The organism is Pannonibacter sp. SL95 (assembly GCF_026672425.1).
Classification (GTDB): Bacteria; Pseudomonadota; Alphaproteobacteria; order Rhizobiales; family Stappiaceae; genus Pannonibacter.
Map to the genome: position 1 here is coordinate 357,792 of NZ_JAPPRC010000003.1, position 17,118 is coordinate 374,909.

Consider the following 17,118-nt stretch of genomic DNA (forward strand, 5'->3'; position numbering starts at 1 on the left):
CTGCGGCGGGGTCTTGCATGTCTGCCCTGCGGCGCTTAATGCGAATGCACTCGCTGGAAGGGGCCGACATGCCACAGCACTGGAATGACCTCGCCGGTCGTCTTGTTGCGGGAAGCCACGTGCTTCCCGTTCGCGTCTATTATGAGGACACGGACTTCACTGGCCTCGTCTATCACGGCTCCTATGTGCGGTTCTTCGAGCGCGGCCGTTCTGATTTTCTTCGGCTCTGCGGCGTTCATCACGCGGAGCTGGCTGATGGTACCCATGGCGCGGCACTCGCCTTCGCGGTCCGACAGCTGAACCTGTCCTATCTCCGGCCGGCCCGGATCGATGACGTTCTCGAAATTGTGACCACTCTGGTCGAAGCCCGCGGTGCGCGCATCGCGCTGCAGCAAAAAGCCCTGCGCAAGGGCGAGATTCTGGCCGAGGCAGACGTCACCGTCGCTGTTATTTCAACCGATGGCCGGCCAACGCGGCTCCCCTCTGCACTGGCTGCAAGGCTGGCTGCGATCTCGCCAGACGGCGAGTAGTTTCAACGGCTTCCCTCGTCATCGCTTGCCTGCTTATGGACTATTTCCTGCGATTTTCCGTTTTTGCTGTTGCAATGCGGTGATTTTAACAAGGTGGTAACCTTAATCATCGCACTTAAAACCGTCTGCGCGCACTGCGCAGTCCCAGTTTTGCCAAATTCAGCCGTCAGGAAGGCCACGGTCCGGGAACTTGTCCCCAAACGCCGGAGTGACGGTCTTGCCGGCGCAATTGACCGCCTACGACAACTTCACGGCCGAGAGGTCCACTATCGATGAATGAAATTGCCCAGACGACCATGGCGGCGCAGCATGGCGACGTGTCGTTTATCGGCCTGTTCCTGCAGGCGCACTTCGTCGTCAAACTCGTGATGATCGGCCTGCTGGCCTCGTCGGTCTGGACCTGGGCGATCATCGTCGACAAGACGCTTCTCTACACGCGCACCAAGCGCCAGATGTCGCGGTTTGAAACCGTGTTCTGGTCTGGCCAGTCGCTGGAGGAGCTGTACAAGACCCTGTCCAACCGGGCCAACCATTCCATGGCGGCGCTGTTCGTTGCTGCGATGCGGGAATGGAAGCGCAGCCACGAAGGCGCGCGCCCGGCGCTGCACAGCCTGCAGCAGCGCATCGACCGGGTCATGGACGTGACGATCCAGCGCGAGAGCGAGCGGCTGGAATCCCAGCTTCTGGTTCTGGCGACCGTGGGTGCCGCAGCCCCATTCATCGGCCTGTTCGGCACGGTCTGGGGCATCATGACGGCCTTCCAGGCCATCGCCCAGTCCGAAAACACCTCCCTGGCTGTCGTGGCGCCCGGCATCGCCGAAGCGCTGTTCGCAACGGCCATTGGTCTCGTCGCGGCTATCCCGGCGGTTATCGCCTACAACAAGCTGCAGACAGACGCAGGCAAGCTGGCCTCGCGCATGGAAGGCTTCGCCGACGAATTCTCCGCGATCCTGTCGCGGCAGATCGACGAGCGGATGTAAGCCATGGGGATGAGTATGGGCAAGGGCGGTGGAGGCGGCGGTGGCCGCAGACGCCGCGGACGACGGGCCGCCCCGATCGCCGAAATCAACATCACGCCCTTCGTGGACGTGATGCTTGTGCTTCTGATCATTTTCATGGTCGCCGCGCCGCTTCTGACGGTCGGCGTGCCGATCGACCTGCCTGAAACGGCGGCAAAGCCGCTTGAGGGTGACAAGGAACCGATCACGATCTCCGTAAACTCGACTGGACAGATCTACATCCAGAACACCGAGATCCCGATCGAGGAAATCGTGCCGAAACTGACCGCCATCGCGGCCAACGGCTACGAAGAGCGCATCTATGTGCGCGGCGACAAGGATGCTGACTACGGCACCATGATGAAGCTCATGGCGCGCATCAATGCGGCCGGGTTCAAGCGCCTCGGACTTGTGACCATTGAAGAAGGGTCCTGACGCCTCATGCGTGCCGGCCTGATTGCATCGCTGACTGGTCACGTGGCCATCTGCATCTGGGCGCTCGTCGGGCTCCCGGCCGTGGAAGGTTTTGAGACCAAGCCGGTGGAGTCGCTGCCGGTGGATCTGGTGCCGATCGGCGAGTTCACTCAGCTCAACAAGGGCGAGAAGACGGCCGAACTGAAGGAAAAGCCGAGCGAGTCGACGTCGAAGGAAACCAAGAACACCAAGGCTGAGCCTGACAAGGCGCCGGGTGAGTCCAAGGTTGAGCTGCCGACACCGCCGACGCCGCGTCCGACAAACCAGGCCGTAAAGGCACCCGAACCGACGGCTGCCCCGCCGCCGGCACCGACACCCCCGGAGCCGACGCCGCCCAAGCCGGAACCGCCGAAGCCGGCCGAGACGCCGCCTCCGCCGACGCCGGCACCGGAAAAGCCGAAGGTTGCCGAGGCCAAGCCGGTCGAGGAAGCGCCGAAAGCCGAGCCGTTCGAGCCCGTCAAGGTGACGCCGAAGTCGAAGCCGACGCCGCCCAAACCGGTGAAGCCGACCCAGACCGCGCAGGCGCAGCCGACCAAGGAACAGGATTTCAATCCGAACCAGATCAGCGCCTTGCTCAACAAGGTCGATCCGTCCGGTGGCGGATCTGCCGCGAACAAGGAAAGCGCCTCGCTTGGCAGCAAGAATGGCAACAACAACGTCAAGATGACGGTGTCGGAGCTTGATGCGCTGCGCGGCCAGATCTCGCGCTGCTGGAACCCGCCGTCCGGCGCTGTCGGAGCGGAGGATCTCAAGGTGCGCCTGCAGTTCAACCTCAACGAGACCGGTGAGGTGCAGGGCATGCCGAAGATCCTCAATTCCAGCGGCAACCCGTCGTTCCGCGCCGCGTCGGACAGCGCCATCCGCGCCGTCATGCGTTGCGCGCCTTATTCCTTGCCGGTCGACAAATACGACGCCTGGAAGGAAGTCATCATCAATTTCGACCCCCGCGAAATGCTGGGAGGTTGAGCATGAAACGTGAACCTGGAGCCCTGTTGCCCATGAGAAACCTTCGCACCAAGACCGGGTGTGTTGCCTGGATCAAGGCAGCTGCGGCCGGCTGTCTCTTTGCCCTCGCCAGCCTTGCCCCTGTTGCCCCGGCACAGGCCCTGATCGAGATCGACATTACCCAGGGCACCGTCGAACCTTTGCCGATTGCGCTGCCGGACTTTGCTCCGGAAGGTGCCGATGCGCAGCTCGCCCGTGAACTGACCGCCGTGATCGCCAATGACCTGCGCCGTTCGGGCCTGTTCAAGCCGCTCGATCCGGCCAGCTTCATCGAGAAGGGCATCACCGCCAATTCCTCGCCGCGCTTCGGTGACTGGCGCACCATTGGTGCGCAGGCACTCGTGGCCGGTTCGCTGGCCCGCCAGGCAGATGGCCGTCTGCGCGCCGAGTTCCGCCTTTGGGACGTCTTCGCCGGCGAGCAGATGCTGGGCCAGCAGTTCTTCACCACCCAGGAAAACTGGCGTCGTCTGGCGCATATCATCGCCGATGCCATCTATGAGCGTCTGACCGGTGAAAAGGGCTACTTCGACACGCGCATCGTCTTCGTTGACGAGAACGGTCCGAAGAACAAGCGCGTCAAGCGTCTGGCCATCATGGACCAGGATGGCGCCAATGTGCGCTACCTGACCCGCGGGGATGAACTGGTGCTGACGCCGCGCTTCTCGCCGACGACCCAGGAAATCACCTACATGGCCTATACGGGCAATGATCCCAGCGTGTTCCTGCTCAACATCGAGACCGGACAGCGCGAGATCGTCGGCAACTTCCCGGGCATGACCTTTGCGCCGCGCTTCTCGCCGGACGGCCAGCGCGTCGTAATGAGCCTGCAGCAGGGCGGCAACGCCAACATCTTCCTGATGGACCTGCGCTCCCGCGCGACCACGCGCCTGACCAACACGCCGGCCATCGACACCAGCCCGTCCTATTCCCCGGATGGCTCGCAGATTGTCTTCGAATCCGACCGTGGTGGCACCCAGCAGCTCTATGTGATGGGCTCTGACGGCTCCAACCCGCAGCGCATCAGCTTCGGCCCTGGCCGATACTCGACGCCGGTCTGGTCGCCGCGCGGCGATCTGATCGCCTTCACGAAACAGCATCAGGGCCGGTTCATGATCGGTGTGATGAAGCCGGACGGCAAGGGTGAGCGTATCCTGACCGAAGGCTATCACAACGAGGGCCCGGCCTGGGCACCGAACGGCCGCGTGCTGACCTTCTTCCGCGATGCTCCGGGCGCCAATGGCGGTCCGCAGGTCTGGACCGTGGACCTGACCGGCTACAATGAGCAGCGCATCGACACCCCGGGCTTTGCCTCGGATCCGTCCTGGTCGCCGCTCATCGACTGAGCGGCGGTTCTGGACAAATGGAAAACTGCCGCCATGGCGGCAGCTCTTGAGCGCGGCAGAAATGCTGCAGAAATGCCGGGCGCGGACGGGGCGTTGACCAAGTCTTAACCCTGATCGCGTACCGGCTGTTAACCAACCCAATATAGATTGCGTTCACCCTGTCGGGGGACGGTGGGGACGAGGAGCGAAGAGATGTTGAATTCGGGTATCATGACTCGCGGGGCGCGCATTGCAGCGGTCTTCGGTTTTGCCCTGACGCTGGCCGCTTGCGCACAGACCAAGCCGGACGGCCTGGACGGCAACGCCGCAGCCACTCCGGGCTCCAGCCAGGACTTCGTTGTCAACGTTGGCGACCGTATCTTCTTCGAAGAAGACCAGTCGACGATCAACGTTCAGGCCCGTGGCACGCTGGACAAGCAGGCCCAGTGGCTGAGCACCTATGGCAAGTACATGGTCACCATCGAAGGCCATGCTGACGAGCGCGGCACGCGCCAGTACAACATCGCCCTGGGTGCCCGCCGCGCCACGGCCGCCCGCGACTACCTGGTGTCGCGCGGCGTCGCCAGCTCGCGCCTGCGCACCATTTCCTATGGCAAGGAGCGTCCGGTCGCCGTCTGCAACGACAACAGCTGCTGGTCGCAGAACCGCCGCGCTGTGACCGTCCTGAACAGCGCCGGTTCCTGATCCGGCAAGGCCTTCCGGTCTTTTGCAAGGGGGCGCAGCCGCAAGGTTGCGCCCTTTTTGCATCTGCGGTGCATCGTCAGCGCAGCGCGTCAAATTTTGGCCGAAGTCCGCGCGCCCTGTGCTATCCATCGGGTGCCTTAGGCAGACCGGAGGTAAAGCATGGTGAAATGGAAGACGCTTGTTGCGGCCCTGGCCGCCGTTTGCATGGTCAGCGCCTTTGCGCCCCAGGCAAATGCCCAGCTGTTTGGCGGGAACAGCGGCGGTGGCGGTGATGCGCAGGTGCGCCTCAACGACATGGAAGAGCAGATGCGCCGCCTGAACGGCCAGATCGAGCAGCTGACCTTCCAGATGCGCGAACTGCAGGAGCAGCTTCGCCGCATGCAGGAAGACAACGAGTACCGGTTCCAGCAACTTGAGTCCGCGCCGAAGTCCGGCAAGCGTTCGGACGCAGCCCCTGCGGTTCAGCCGCAGGGCGCTGCCCCCGGCGCATCGGCCGGTCTGCCGGCGGCTCCGGTTCCCGGCCAGCCTCAGTCCCAGTCTCAAGGCGCCGTCGCCGGTGGCGGTCTTGCACCGGCAACCGGTACGCTGGGTCAGCTTCCGGGTGCCGAAGGTCAGTCTGGTGAGGTGGCGACGCTCCCCGGTGCCGGTGGCCCGCTCGACCTGTCGGCGCTTGCCCGTGGCCAGACCGCTATTGTCGACCCGACCTCCGGTGGCGCCAGAACACTGACGCCCCCGGGAGTAACCTCGCGGCCGGATCCCATGGCAGGCCAGATGGCCAGTCTTGGTCTGACCGGCGATCCGCGCACCGACTATGACGCGGCCTATTCCCATGCCCTCAGCGGTGACTATGTCGCGGCAGAACAGTCGTTCCGTGCCTTCCTCGATGCCTATCCGAAAAGCGATCTCGTGCCGAACGCCCAGTACTGGCTCGGCGAGAGCCTTTATGGCCAGCAGGACTATCGTCAGGCAGCGGATGCGTTCCTGAAGACCTACACCCAGTATCCGAACACGGCCAAGGGTCCGGACAGTCTCCTCAAGCTCGGCCTGTCGCTCAACGGTCTCGGCGAGGCAACGGCCGCCTGCGCCACGTTCTCCGAGCTTCTGACTAAGTATCCCAACGCCCCGAAGGCTGTACGGGATCAGGCCCGTGCCGAACAGCAGCGTGCCAGCTGTTCCTGACCCCTCCGCGCGTCAACCGATTGACGCTGCGGAGGTGGACCTCCTGCTTGCCCCGCTGTCTGGCCTGCGCGCGATCGCGCTGGCGGTTTCCGGTGGTGCCGATTCCACCTGCCTTCTCTGGCTGGCTGCTGACTGGTTGAAGCGCCGCCGAGCCGAAGGCGTTCCCGCTCCCGAGCTTGTTGTTTTTACGGTCGATCACGGCCTGCGCCCTGAGGCGCGCGCCGAGGCAGATGCAGTCCTGTCGCTCAGTTCCCGCTTTGGTCTTCCGGCTGAACTGCTGATCTGGTCGCCCCCTTCAGACCTCACAAACCTCCAGTCCCAAGCCCGTGAGGCCCGCTACGCGCTGATGGGCGCGGCCATGGCCCGGCGCGGCGTCGAAGCTCTGGTGACGGCCCACCACCGCGACGACCAGATCGAGACGTTTCTCGACCGCCTGACGCGTGGGTCCGGCGTGCATGGCCTTTCCGCCATGCGGCCGGATGCTGCGGATGGTCCCGGCGGACTGCGTATCCTGCGGCCGTTCCTGTCTGTTCCGGGCGGACGCCTGCGTGCGACCCTGGCGGCCGCTGGTATCGCCCATAGCGATGATCCCTCGAACGAGAATCCGAAGTTCAAGCGCGTCCGCTTGCGCCAGCTGATGGCCAGCCTTGGCAACGAGGGACTGGATCCGGATCGGCTTCTGGCGACAGTGCAGCGCATGGCCTCGGCGGCCGAGGCGCTGGATGTCTGGGGCAGTCAGGTGTTGAAGCAGCATTTCTGCCAGCATCCGGCAGGTCCGGGCTGGCTTGATCGCTCCGCCCTTACGGCCCTGCCGGCTGAAGTGCGGTTGCGGCTGCTGCAAAGAATTCTCGGTCACATTGGCGGCGAGGCCTATCCGCCACGGTTTGAGCGGCTGGAGCGGCTGGACGAGATCCTTCGTTCCGATGCGATCGGCCGTCAGACGCTTGCGGGCTGTGTGATTTCCGCCGATCCGGGCCATGTTGCCTTCTGGCGCGAGCCGGGCCGACAGCCGGCAGAAGGTGCTGATGTTGAGCCGGGCAGCTCCCTGCTTTGGGATGGTCGTTTTCGCCTTAGCCTGTCGGCGGACGCGGGCGCAATGCGCATCGAACCTGCGGGCGGGTCACTCTCCGGGTTCGACCGTGACCTGCGCGCCGGCTTCCCGGCCGAAGCCTTCGTCCGGTCGCCGGCGCTTGTCAGGATCGGCGGGACGGGTGAAGCTCCCGCCGTTGTCCCAGGGTTCGCGCCCTTGCCGGTCGGTGTCAGCCTTTCCCATCTTCCGCTTCGCCTGTGACTTGCGGGGATAGTTGCACCAGTCCTGCCGGTTGTTCGCGAGGCTTTTCAGTCAATGGCTTCGAAATCTGGCTTCCTGCCGTTCTTTCGCCAGCTTTTTTAAGAAAAAAGTGAGCCCGGCTGCGCAACACTGCCACACCGCCTTGGCAGGGCCTTCCTCGCGACCTATCTTTGGGTCAAACAGGGGACCGGTTCTCCGCGTAACTGGCCGCCGCGTGGCGGACAAGGGATCGAAATGAACGCAAACTTCCGCAATTTCGCACTCTGGGTGATCATCGCGTTGTTGCTGATCGCACTGTTCCAGCTCTTCCAGGGGCCGGGCCAGAAGGCGCCGACCAACGAGATTCCATTCTCGCAGTTCCTGAACCAGGCTGACCAGGGCGAAATCCGCGAGGTGACGATCCAGCAGCAGCTGATCACGGGGCGCACCACGTCGAACATGGCGTTCCAGACCTACGCTCCCGAAGGGACGCAGTATGTTGACGAGCTGCGCAACAAGGGCGTGCTGATCAATGCCCGTCCGCCCTCGGAGAACTTCTCGCTCATCGGCGCGTTGATCTCGTGGTTCCCGATGCTGATCATCCTTGGCATTTGGATCTTCGTGATGCGCCAGATGCAGGGCGGCGCCGGTGGCAAGGCCATGGGCTTCGGCAAGTCCAAGGCCAAGCTTCTGACCGAAGCGCATGGCCGCGTGACGTTTGACGACGTGGCCGGCATCGACGAAGCCAAGGAAGATCTCCAGGAAATCGTCGAGTTCCTGCGCGACCCGCAGAAATTCCAGCGCCTCGGCGGACGCATTCCGCGCGGCGTGCTCCTCGTCGGCCCTCCGGGCACCGGCAAGACGCTGACCGCGCGCGCCGTCGCTGGCGAAGCCAATGTGCCGTTCTTCACCATCTCCGGTTCCGACTTCGTGGAAATGTTCGTCGGCGTGGGCGCCTCGCGCGTCCGCGACATGTTCGAGCAGGCCAAGAAGAACGCGCCTTGCATCATCTTCATCGACGAAATCGACGCCGTCGGCCGTCACCGTGGCGCAGGCCTTGGCGGTGGCAACGACGAGCGTGAGCAGACCCTGAACCAGCTGCTCGTCGAGATGGACGGCTTCGAGCCGAACGAAGGCATCATCATCATCGCCGCGACCAACCGTCCGGACGTGCTGGATCCGGCGCTGCTGCGCCCGGGCCGTTTCGACCGTCAGATCGTTGTTCCGAACCCGGACATCACCGGCCGCGAGAAGATCCTCAAGGTCCACATGCGCAAGGTTCCGCTGGCGCCGGACGTCGACGTCAAGACGCTGGCGCGCGGCACTCCGGGCTTCTCCGGCGCGGACCTGATGAACCTCGTCAACGAAGCCGCGCTTCTGGCGGCCCGCCGCTCCAAGCGTCTGGTCACCATGGCCGAGTTCGAGGATGCCAAGGACAAGGTCATGATGGGTGCGGAACGCCGCACGCTGGTCATGAGCGAGGAAGAAAAGCGCTGCACGGCCTATCATGAAGCCGGTCACGCGCTGGTCGCCCTGGTTGTTCCGAAGGCGCATCCCGTGCACAAGGCGACGATCATCCCGCGCGGTCGTGCGCTCGGCATGGTGATGCAGTTGCCGGAGCGCGACGAAATCTCCATGAGCTACACGCAGATGACCTCGCGTCTGGCGATCATGATGGCTGGCCGCGTGGCCGAGGAGCTGATCTTCGGCAAGGAGAACATTACCTCCGGTGCCTCGTCCGACATCAAGCAGGCCACACGCCTCGCCCGTGCGATGGTGACCCAGTGGGGCTTCTCGGACAAGCTGAGCAAGGTGGCCTACGGCGACAACCAGGAAGAAGTGTTCCTGGGTCACTCCGTCGCCCGCCAGCAGAATGTCTCTGAAGAGACCGCCCGCATCATCGACGCCGAAGTTCGCCGTTACGTGGACGAGGGGTACGAGGAAGCCAAGCGGATCCTCACCGAGAAGGCCGATCAGCTTGAGGCGCTCGCAAAGGGTCTGATCGAATACGAGACCCTGTCGGGCGAAGAGATCAAGAACCTGCTCGAGGGCAAGCCGCCTGTCCGCGACAGCGGCGACGACACGCCTGTCGGCCGGTCGTCTGCTGTTCCGTCCACTGGCGCCAAGCGCGGCGGTGAAGGCGGTGCGCCGTCCGGCATGGAACCGCAGCCTAGCGCGTGATCCATTCGGTTCAGATCAAGTTCAGGACGCCCGGCCATCGTGCCGGGCGTTCTGATTTTTGCGAGGTCATCTGCGCTGCGCCGTAACACTCGCTCACATTTTTTGAACAAAGCTGTGCTTCTCTTTGCGTTAAACGAACCCTTGCAATTCTATCCAGACAGGCAGTGATTCCCCATGCGCAAGTACTTCGGCACCGATGGCATTCGCGGCAAGGCCAACACCCATCCGATGACGGCAGAAGTCGCACTGAAGGTTGCAATGGCCGCCGGGCTCATGTTCAGCAACGGGGGGCATCGCAGCCGGGTCGTCATCGGCAAGGACACGCGCCTGTCCGGCTACATGCTCGAGAATGCCATGGTCGCGGGCTTCACGTCGGTTGGGCTGGACGTGTTCCTGCTCGGCCCGCTGCCGACGCCAGCTGTTGCGATGCTCACCCGTTCGCTGCGGGCAGATCTCGGCGTGATGATCTCCGCCTCGCACAATCCCTTTGCCGACAATGGCATCAAGTTCTTCGGCCCCGACGGCTTCAAGCTGTCGGATGAGATCGAGCTGGAGATCGAGACGTTGCTGGAGAGTGATCTCGCCCCGCGTCTGGCCGGTTCGCACGAGCTCGGCCGCGCCAAGCGGATCGATGGCGCACAGCAGCGCTACATCGAGTTCGCCAAGCGCGCGTTGCCGCGGGACATGAGCCTGGAAGGCATGCGGATCGTTGTCGACTGCGCCAACGGCGCCGCCTACAAGGTCGCCCCCGATGCGCTCTGGGAACTGGGGGCCGAAGTCATTTCCATCGGCGTTAACCCGGACGGCTACAACATCAACAAGGACTGCGGCTCCACGTCGACCGATGCGCTGTCGCGCAAGGTGCATGAAGTGCGCGCCGACATCGGCATCGCGCTCGATGGTGATGCAGACCGGGTCATTATCGTCGACGAACGTGGCCAGGTTGTTGATGGCGACCAGCTGATGGCCGTTGTGGCCGAGAGCTGGCATGCCGCCGGTCGCCTCTCGGCTCCCGGTATTGTCGCCACCATCATGTCCAACCTCGGTCTTGAGCGCTTCCTCGCCGGCAAGGGCCTGTCACTGGCCCGTACCAAGGTTGGTGACCGCTATGTGGTGGAACACATGCGCAGCCATGGCTTCAACGTGGGCGGCGAGCAGTCCGGCCATCTGGTGCTGTCGGATTACGCCACCACCGGCGATGGGCTCATTGCCGCGATGCAGATCCTGGCCTGCGTGCGCGAGGAGGGGCGTCCGGTCTCGGAGGTTTGCGCCAAGTTCACCCCCGTGCCGCAGGTGCTGAAGAATGTCCGCTACCGTGGTGGTGCGCCGCTGGAAAACGACAGCGTCAAGACGGCGATCGACGCCGGCCGCGACCGTCTCGGCTCCTCTGGCCGTCTCGTCATCCGCCCGTCAGGCACTGAGCCGTTGATCCGCGTCATGGCGGAGGGCGATGATGCGGCCCTCGTCAACGAGGTTGTCGACGAGATCGTCGACGTGGTTGCCCGCAGCGCAGCCTGACCGGCCAAGTCATCGTTCAATCTGGCCCCGGTGCGTTGCACCGGGGCTTTTTTGTTAATGGCTGCTTACTGTGCTTCAGGTTGATTAGTGATTCGTTAAGGTAAAAAATCACGGTTAAAGAACACGGTTAAGTTGCCCTTAATTGTTTACAGCCAAAACTCTGTCTGTGTTTCCCCAACGCGACCCACCCCGTTCGGTGCGGACGCTTGTTTCGAAGGACCAGGACATGGGCAACGTGTTCAAGCAATTGTCTTTGGCCGGTGTTGCGATGGCCATTTCGACGTCGGTTTTCGCAGCTGATATGCCGGCTCCAATCATTGAGCATATCCCGGAAGTGCCCGCTGTCGGTGGTTGGTACCTGCGTGGCGACATCGGCTACAAGATGTACGAAGACTCCAAGGGGTCCTTCTCGGATCCGACCATCGGCAACCTCCGCTTCCAGCGCAACAAGCTGGACGACGCCTGGATGTTCGGCGCCGGTGTCGGTTACAAGTTCAACGATTACTTCCGCGCCGACGTCACCGTCGATTACGAAACCCCGGCGGACTACACCGGCTATGCCGTCTGTAACCCGTGCACCGGTGGCTTCTCCAAGGAAAGCACCAAGATCGACGTCTGGACCGTCATGCTGAACGGTTATGTCGATGTTGGCACCTGGAATGGCCTGACGCCGTATGTCGGCGCCGGTGTCGGTGGCGCCTGGGTCAACACCTCTGGTACCACGTCGATCAACCCGGGCGGTGCAACCACCAAGTATGATGGCTCGCACAGCCAGTGGAACCTCGCCTGGGCCCTCATGGCCGGCGCGTCCTACGCTGTCACGCCGAACTGGAGCATCGACGCCGGCTATCGCTACAAGAACCTCGGCGATGCCAAGTCGGTCAAGCTCTACAACGTCGGCACCGGCCAGTCGCGCGTGACCTACAAGGACCTGACCGCGCATGAGATCCGTCTCGGCGTGCGCTACAACTTCGACAGCGCCCCGGTCGCATCCCAGCCGCTCATTTACCAGGGCGACGCTATCTCCCGCCGCTTCTGATCAGATCCTGATCCAAGGCACCAAGGCCCGCTTCGGCGGGCCTTTTTGCATTCAGCCGGCGCGCTTGCGCCGGAACACGGTCACGATCCGCCCATCCAGCAAGGCAAGCCCGAGAAGCAGAACGGCAAGCCCGGCGAATTGCACCGGGTACAGCCTCTCGCCCAGGAGCAGGTGGCCGAACAACAACGCGCTGACCGGGATCAGCAATGTGACCAGCGAAGTGTTGGTCGCCCCGGCCCGGGCCAGCAGGCGGAAGAACAGCAGATAGGCGAAGGCGGTCGCAAAGACGCCGAGTGCCAGCACATTGCCCCAGACAAGCAGGCTGACATTCATGGGTGACCAGTCCCCGGCCGTCATCAGGGCCACAGGCGTCATGATCAGCGTCGAGGCGGTCAGCTGCCCGGTTGCGGTGACGAGGGGCGGTGTGCCCCTGAAACGCCGCCCGAAGGCGCCGGCAAAGGCATAGGACAGCGCCGCGCCGAGGCAGGCGGCCTGCGCCCACAGCGGATCGGTGGCAAGCCCGGCCAGACTTGCCGACAGCATGGCAGCGACACCGGCAAATCCCAGCAGCACACCGGCAATCCGGTTGCCGGCCACCTCTTCCAGGCGCAGCACCAGGGCGGCGACGACAAAGGTGAACATCGGCGTCGTTGCGTTGAGGATCGACGCAAGCCCCGCCGCAATTCCGGTCTGGCCCCAGAAGATCAGCGAGAACGGCAGGACATTGTTGAGGATGCCCATGACGGCATAGGCACCCAGGCTGCGGATGTCGGTCGGCAGACGGTGCGCCGAGAGCCGCAGGACCACATGCAGCAGGCTGGCAGCGATGGCGACCCGCAGGAACACCAGCACGAAAGGCGGGATTTCGCTGACCGCGACCTTGGCGAACAGGAAAGCACCGCCCCACAGGGCGCTGAGAGTGGCCAGAAGCAGCCAGCTGATAAGGCTCATGGTTGTTTATTTTCCGCAGCAGGCAGGAACGATCGGTGACATTTGAGACGTTCGGCTAACATGCCGCGCGCCAACTTCCCACCCGAAAGAGGATCAGGTTGCCGAAGCGCAAAAAACTGACGTTTCGGCTCGCATGATCGCGCGCAAGTGGCTATAGTCCGCCGCGTTTGCCCCGGTACCCTCCGGGGCTTTGTATGTTGGGGGCATTCAGGGCCTCCGACCTGTTTTTCCTTTTCAAGGAGGGCTTGGCACCAATGGCCAATGTGGTTGTCGTCGGTTCCCAGTGGGGCGATGAAGGCAAGGGCAAGATCGTCGACTGGCTGTCGGTCCAGGCCGACGTGATCGTCCGGTTCCAGGGCGGGCACAATGCCGGCCATACGCTCGTCATCGATGGCGTCAGCTACAAGCTCTCCCTGTTGCCCTCGGGCGTCGTGCGTCCGGGCAAGCTCTCTGTCATCGGCAACGGTGTGGTTGTCGATCCGCATGCGCTGGTTGCCGAAATCGGCCGTCTGCGCGATCAGGGCGTTTCCGTCGAGCCGGAAACCCTGCGCATCGCTGAAAACGCGACGCTGATCCTGTCGCTGCACCGCGAGCTGGACGCCCTGCGCGAGAATTCCAACACGGGCACCCGAATCGGCACCACGGGCCGCGGCATCGGCCCGGCCTATGAGGACAAGGTCGGCCGCCGCTCGATCCGTCTGATGGACCTTGCCAATCTCGACACGCTCCCGGCCAAGATCGACCGGCTGCTGGCGCATCACAATCCGCTGCGCCGTGGCCTCGGACAGACCGAGATCTCCGCCGAGGCGATCTACCAGGAACTAGCGTCCGTCGCTGACATCGTCCTGCCGTACATGGACTCGGTCTGGCGCCTGCTCGATGGCCAGCGCCGCGAAGGCAAGCGCCTGCTGTTCGAAGGTGCGCAGGGCGCGCTGCTCGACATCGACCACGGCACCTATCCTTTCGTGACTTCGTCCAACACCGTGGCTGGCCAGGCCTCGGCTGGTTCGGGTCTTGGCCCCAATGCCATCGACTATGTCCTCGGCATCACCAAGGCCTACACCACCCGCGTCGGCGAAGGTCCGTTCCCGACCGAGCTGAACGACGAGATCGGCGAGTTCCTCGGCACCAGGGGCCATGAATTCGGCACCGTGACCGGGCGCAAGCGCCGCTGCGGCTGGTTCGATGCGGTTCTCGTCCGCCAGACGGTCTGCACCTCGGGCATCACCGGCATCGCGCTGACCAAGCTCGATGTTCTGGACGGCCTCGATGAGCTGAAGATCTGCGTTGCCTACGAACTCGACGGCAAGCGCATCGACTATCTGCCGGCCTCGCAGGGCGCGCAGGCCCGTGTCGTTCCGATCTACGAGACCCTTCCAGGCTGGAAGGAAACCACCAAGGGCGCGCGCAGCTGGGCGGAACTTCCGGCGCAGGCGGTCAAATATGTCCGCTACGTCGAAGAGCTGATCGGTGCACCGGTCGCCATCCTGTCGACCAGCCCGGAGCGCGATGACACCATCCTGGTGCACAACCCGTTCCAGGATTGAGACGAGGGGCATGCCCCATGAAGGGGGCGGTGGCAGCACCGCCCCATTTCTGCCTTTACGGCAGGTGAGAAACGGCACTTGCGCATGACGGTGATGCGCCTACAAATGGTTGACGTCCGCGGTCCCTGATTTGCAGGGTTTGGCGGCAACGGAGCCCCTCACGAGCGAGCCAATGGCTGATTACTATTCGATCCTGAAGAAAACGATCGCCTCGTTGCCGGAAAACAACGGTGCGGCCCGCAGAAACGTCTACAGCCGCGCGCGCAACGCGATCGTCAGCCAGCTCAAGGCCTACGAGCCCCCTCTCACGCCTGCCGAAATCACCGCAGAACAGCTTCGCCTCGAAGAATCGATCCGCAAGGTCGAAGCCGAAGCCGCCCGCGAAACCCTGATGGCGAGCCGGTCCGCTCCCGGCAGCTCCGATCCTGCGCCGGCCGCTGCACCGGCTGCCGCCTATACGCCGAAGCCGGCGGATGCCCCGGTGGCCAATCCGCCTGCCGGCATGGCACCGCCCGCAGCCCGCACCCCGCTGGGCGCGACCGTTCAGGAAGCCGAGCGCCTCGGTCAGGCCTCATCCCGCGCCGTCCAGACCGCGCGCGAGGCGTTTTCGCCTGAGCCTGCCGCGCCCGCTGAACCCCAGCCACGCCGTGAGCCCAGCTTTGGCGCCGAGCCTTCTGCCCCCGCCGCGCCGTCGCGCGCAGCCGGGCCGTCCCTTGATCCTGTTGCGCCTGTCGCCTCCCGTGCCAGCGATCCGCGCCCCGATCCGCGCCCCGACCCCCGTCAGGACCCTCGCCTGGATCGGCGCCCGGAGCCGGCGCTGGCCCCGGACCGCGTCGCCGCCCCGGCTGCAGCTGCGCCTGAGCGCAAGGCGCCACGCGCGCGTCAGATGGACCGCGACGGCGGCGGTGTGCCGATCACCCGCTACGCTCTGCTGGGCGGACTTGTTCTCATCATCATCGGCCTCGCGGCGGTCCTGTTCGGCCAGCGCGACATGATTGCCGGGCTCTTCTCCGGAGATGGCACGCCTGCCGTCGCCGTTGCTCCGTCCGATCAGGGGGCGCAGCCGTCGTCGGGCACGCCTGCTGCAGGGGAAAACGGCAAGATCGAGAAGGCCAACGATCGCCTGCTCACCGACAGCGGCGAGCCTGCTGCCGCGCCGGATGCGCGGACGGTCACCACCACCCTGATCACGCCGTCGCAGCAGCCAGCAGCATCTGCGCCTGCCGCGATCACTCCGGCCCCGGTTGCCCCGGCAACGTCGGCGCCGGTCGAGACGCCCGTGGCTGCGGCCCCGGTGACAGCTCCGGCTCCGGCCGAGGTTCCGGCTGAATCCATCGTCGCGCAGCGCTCGATCCTTTACGAGGAAGGCGAAGACGCCTCCGGCTCCGGCACGGCTTCGCAGGGCCGCGTCGCCTGGAGCGTGATCGAGGAAACCGACAGCGCCGGCAAGAAGGTTCAGGTTCTGGCGGCACAGGCCGAGATCCCGGATCGCAACATCGCTGTGTCGGTCCGGATCAAGCCCAACACGGATGCGTCGCTGCCCGCCAGCCACCTCGTCGAGATCCAGTATCAGATCCCGGATGGCTTCTCCGGCAAGGACGTCGCCAATGTCCCCGGTCTGGTGATGAAGCCGACCGAGGAAGCCCGTGGCGATGCGCTGCTGGGCGCGTCGGTGAAGGTCGCGCCGGGCTTCTTCTGGATCGCCCTGTCCAGCATCGACAACGAACGCGACCGCAACCTTGCTCTCCTGCGCGAACGCGGCTGGATCGACATCCCGATGCTGTATGAAACCGGCAAACGCGCCATCCTGACGCTCGAAAAAGGCACGCCCGGTGCCCGCGCCCTGGAACAGGCCATGGCCTCCTGGACCAAGGGTTGATCCTGCGGAGATCGTGTTCTGACGGGGCCTTCGGGCCCCGTTTTTGCTTTTTGGCGGACAGGTCAAGCCTTGCTCCGCGTCACCCCGGCCAAGCGCAGCGCGAGCCCGGGGCCTACTCGTTCCAAGAGCGGAGATTGTGACACTGCCGTCGTCCTGCAGAACGCTGTTACCGATGCGGCCTCCGGAATACGGCGGACATCGCTGGCGCTCTGGAAGCGAGTAGGCCCCGGGTCTCGCGTTGCTCGCCCGGGGTGACTTCGGTGGTACCTTCATGGCGACGAAACCGTCCCGTGCCCCCGCGTAATCCTTCGCCGCGCAATCATCCTGATTTTCCATCTTGCCAAGACCGGCGCAAACACGCATGTTCGGTCCCGGTCCGAGGGGTGCTCCGAAGTGAGCTGAGATGGCGTTCGACGCCGAACCCTTAGAACCTGATCCGGGTCATGCCGGCGAAGGGACGGAAGCCTTTAGCCTTATCCCGGGTCTCCATGCGCGTTCGGTTGTACCGATGACGGGAGAT

The 17,118-nt window shown here is 64.1% G+C and carries 14 protein-coding genes and 1 riboswitch; of the genes, 13 read left to right on the forward strand and 1 reads right to left on the reverse strand.

The window, feature by feature from the left end; genetic code table 11:
* The first annotated feature begins 68 nt into the window (after nucleotides 1-68).
* From ybgC to OVA12_RS02300, 11 genes are all read left to right on the forward strand, one after another.
* A complete protein-coding gene (gene ybgC, locus OVA12_RS02250; RefSeq protein WP_268134090.1) occupies nucleotides 69-530 on the forward strand; it encodes a tol-pal system-associated acyl-CoA thioesterase in 462 nt (153 codons plus the stop codon).
* Between the two features lie 272 nt (nucleotides 531-802).
* Entirely contained in the window at nucleotides 803-1,510 is a 708-nt protein-coding gene (gene tolQ, locus OVA12_RS02255) for a protein TolQ (RefSeq protein WP_268134092.1), read from the forward strand.
* 3 nt (nucleotides 1,511-1,513) lie between these two features.
* The gene (tolR, locus tag OVA12_RS02260) at nucleotides 1,514-1,963 is read left to right on the forward strand and encodes a protein TolR (RefSeq protein WP_268134094.1); all 450 of its coding nucleotides are present in this window, start codon (nucleotides 1,514-1,516) and stop codon (nucleotides 1,961-1,963) included.
* 6 nt (nucleotides 1,964-1,969) lie between these two features.
* Nucleotides 1,970-2,968 (forward strand): cell envelope integrity protein TolA, encoded by a 999-nt coding sequence (locus OVA12_RS02265; RefSeq protein ID WP_268134096.1) that lies wholly within the window; start codon nucleotides 1,970-1,972, stop codon nucleotides 2,966-2,968.
* Nucleotides 2,969-3,000: 32 nt separating this feature from the next.
* Entirely contained in the window at nucleotides 3,001-4,350 is a 1,350-nt protein-coding gene (gene tolB, locus OVA12_RS02270; protein ID WP_268134098.1) for a Tol-Pal system beta propeller repeat protein TolB, read from the forward strand.
* Nucleotides 4,351-4,542: 192 nt separating this feature from the next.
* Nucleotides 4,543-5,034, forward strand: a complete 492-nt coding sequence (gene pal, locus OVA12_RS02275; protein ID WP_268134100.1) for a peptidoglycan-associated lipoprotein Pal — start codon at nucleotides 4,543-4,545, stop codon at nucleotides 5,032-5,034.
* A 159-nt stretch (nucleotides 5,035-5,193) separates the two neighbouring features.
* Nucleotides 5,194-6,213: a tol-pal system protein YbgF gene (gene ybgF, locus OVA12_RS02280; RefSeq protein ID WP_268134102.1), complete on the forward strand. Its 1,020-nt coding sequence runs from the start codon at nucleotides 5,194-5,196 to the stop codon at nucleotides 6,211-6,213.
* Entirely contained in the window at nucleotides 6,182-7,504 is a 1,323-nt protein-coding gene (tilS, locus tag OVA12_RS02285) for a tRNA lysidine(34) synthetase TilS (RefSeq protein ID WP_268134105.1), read from the forward strand. Before ybgF ends, tilS begins: the two co-directional genes overlap by 32 nt.
* A 234-nt stretch (nucleotides 7,505-7,738) precedes the next feature.
* Nucleotides 7,739-9,664, forward strand: a complete 1,926-nt coding sequence (ftsH, locus tag OVA12_RS02290) for an ATP-dependent zinc metalloprotease FtsH (protein WP_268134107.1) — start codon at nucleotides 7,739-7,741, stop codon at nucleotides 9,662-9,664.
* A gap of 174 nt (nucleotides 9,665-9,838) precedes the next feature.
* The gene (gene glmM, locus OVA12_RS02295; protein ID WP_268134109.1) at nucleotides 9,839-11,182 is read left to right on the forward strand and encodes a phosphoglucosamine mutase; all 1,344 of its coding nucleotides are present in this window, start codon (nucleotides 9,839-9,841) and stop codon (nucleotides 11,180-11,182) included.
* 226 nt (nucleotides 11,183-11,408) lie between these two features.
* Nucleotides 11,409-12,221: an outer membrane protein gene (locus tag OVA12_RS02300; RefSeq protein ID WP_268134112.1), complete on the forward strand. Its 813-nt coding sequence runs from the start codon at nucleotides 11,409-11,411 to the stop codon at nucleotides 12,219-12,221.
* A 51-nt stretch (nucleotides 12,222-12,272) separates the two neighbouring features.
* On the opposite strand, the gene OVA12_RS02305 is transcribed toward OVA12_RS02300, so the two are convergent.
* Nucleotides 12,273-13,172: a DMT family transporter gene (locus OVA12_RS02305; protein ID WP_268134114.1), complete on the reverse strand. Its 900-nt coding sequence runs from the start codon at nucleotides 13,170-13,172 to the stop codon at nucleotides 12,273-12,275.
* A gap of 254 nt (nucleotides 13,173-13,426) precedes the next feature.
* On the opposite strand from OVA12_RS02305, the gene OVA12_RS02310 reads away from it, so the two are divergent.
* On the forward strand, nucleotides 13,427-14,719 hold the full coding sequence (locus tag OVA12_RS02310; RefSeq protein WP_268134116.1) for an adenylosuccinate synthase: 1,293 nt from the start codon (nucleotides 13,427-13,429) through the stop codon (nucleotides 14,717-14,719).
* Between the two features lie 172 nt (nucleotides 14,720-14,891).
* A complete protein-coding gene (locus OVA12_RS02315; RefSeq protein WP_268134118.1) occupies nucleotides 14,892-16,598 on the forward strand; it encodes a hypothetical protein in 1,707 nt (568 codons plus the stop codon).
* 369 nt (nucleotides 16,599-16,967) lie between these two features.
* Nucleotides 16,968-17,073: riboswitch (TPP riboswitch) on the forward strand.
* Nucleotides 17,074-17,118: the final 45 nt, after the last annotated feature.

What these genes read in the sequence shown, in the direction of transcription:
- ybgC (WP_268134090.1), top strand. Translation starts at nt 69, where the DNA reads ATGCCACAGCACTGGAATGACCTCGCCGGTCGTCTTGTTGCGGGAAGC.
- tolQ (WP_268134092.1), top strand. Translation starts at nt 803, where the DNA reads ATGAATGAAATTGCCCAGACGACCATGGCGGCGCAGCATGGCGACGTG.
- tolR (WP_268134094.1), top strand. Translation starts at nt 1,514, where the DNA reads ATGGGGATGAGTATGGGCAAGGGCGGTGGAGGCGGCGGTGGCCGCAGA.
- OVA12_RS02265 (WP_268134096.1), top strand. Translation starts at nt 1,970, where the DNA reads ATGCGTGCCGGCCTGATTGCATCGCTGACTGGTCACGTGGCCATCTGC.
- tolB (WP_268134098.1), top strand. Translation starts at nt 3,001, where the DNA reads ATGAGAAACCTTCGCACCAAGACCGGGTGTGTTGCCTGGATCAAGGCA.
- pal (WP_268134100.1), top strand. Translation starts at nt 4,543, where the DNA reads ATGTTGAATTCGGGTATCATGACTCGCGGGGCGCGCATTGCAGCGGTC.
- ybgF (WP_268134102.1), top strand. Translation starts at nt 5,194, where the DNA reads ATGGTGAAATGGAAGACGCTTGTTGCGGCCCTGGCCGCCGTTTGCATG.
- ftsH (WP_268134107.1), top strand. Translation starts at nt 7,739, where the DNA reads ATGAACGCAAACTTCCGCAATTTCGCACTCTGGGTGATCATCGCGTTG.
- glmM (WP_268134109.1), top strand. Translation starts at nt 9,839, where the DNA reads ATGCGCAAGTACTTCGGCACCGATGGCATTCGCGGCAAGGCCAACACC.
- OVA12_RS02300 (WP_268134112.1), top strand. Translation starts at nt 11,409, where the DNA reads ATGGGCAACGTGTTCAAGCAATTGTCTTTGGCCGGTGTTGCGATGGCC.
- OVA12_RS02305 (WP_268134114.1), bottom strand. Translation starts at nt 13,172, where the DNA reads ATGAGCCTTATCAGCTGGCTGCTTCTGGCCACTCTCAGCGCCCTGTGG.
- OVA12_RS02310 (WP_268134116.1), top strand. Translation starts at nt 13,427, where the DNA reads ATGGCCAATGTGGTTGTCGTCGGTTCCCAGTGGGGCGATGAAGGCAAG.
- OVA12_RS02315 (WP_268134118.1), top strand. Translation starts at nt 14,892, where the DNA reads ATGGCTGATTACTATTCGATCCTGAAGAAAACGATCGCCTCGTTGCCG.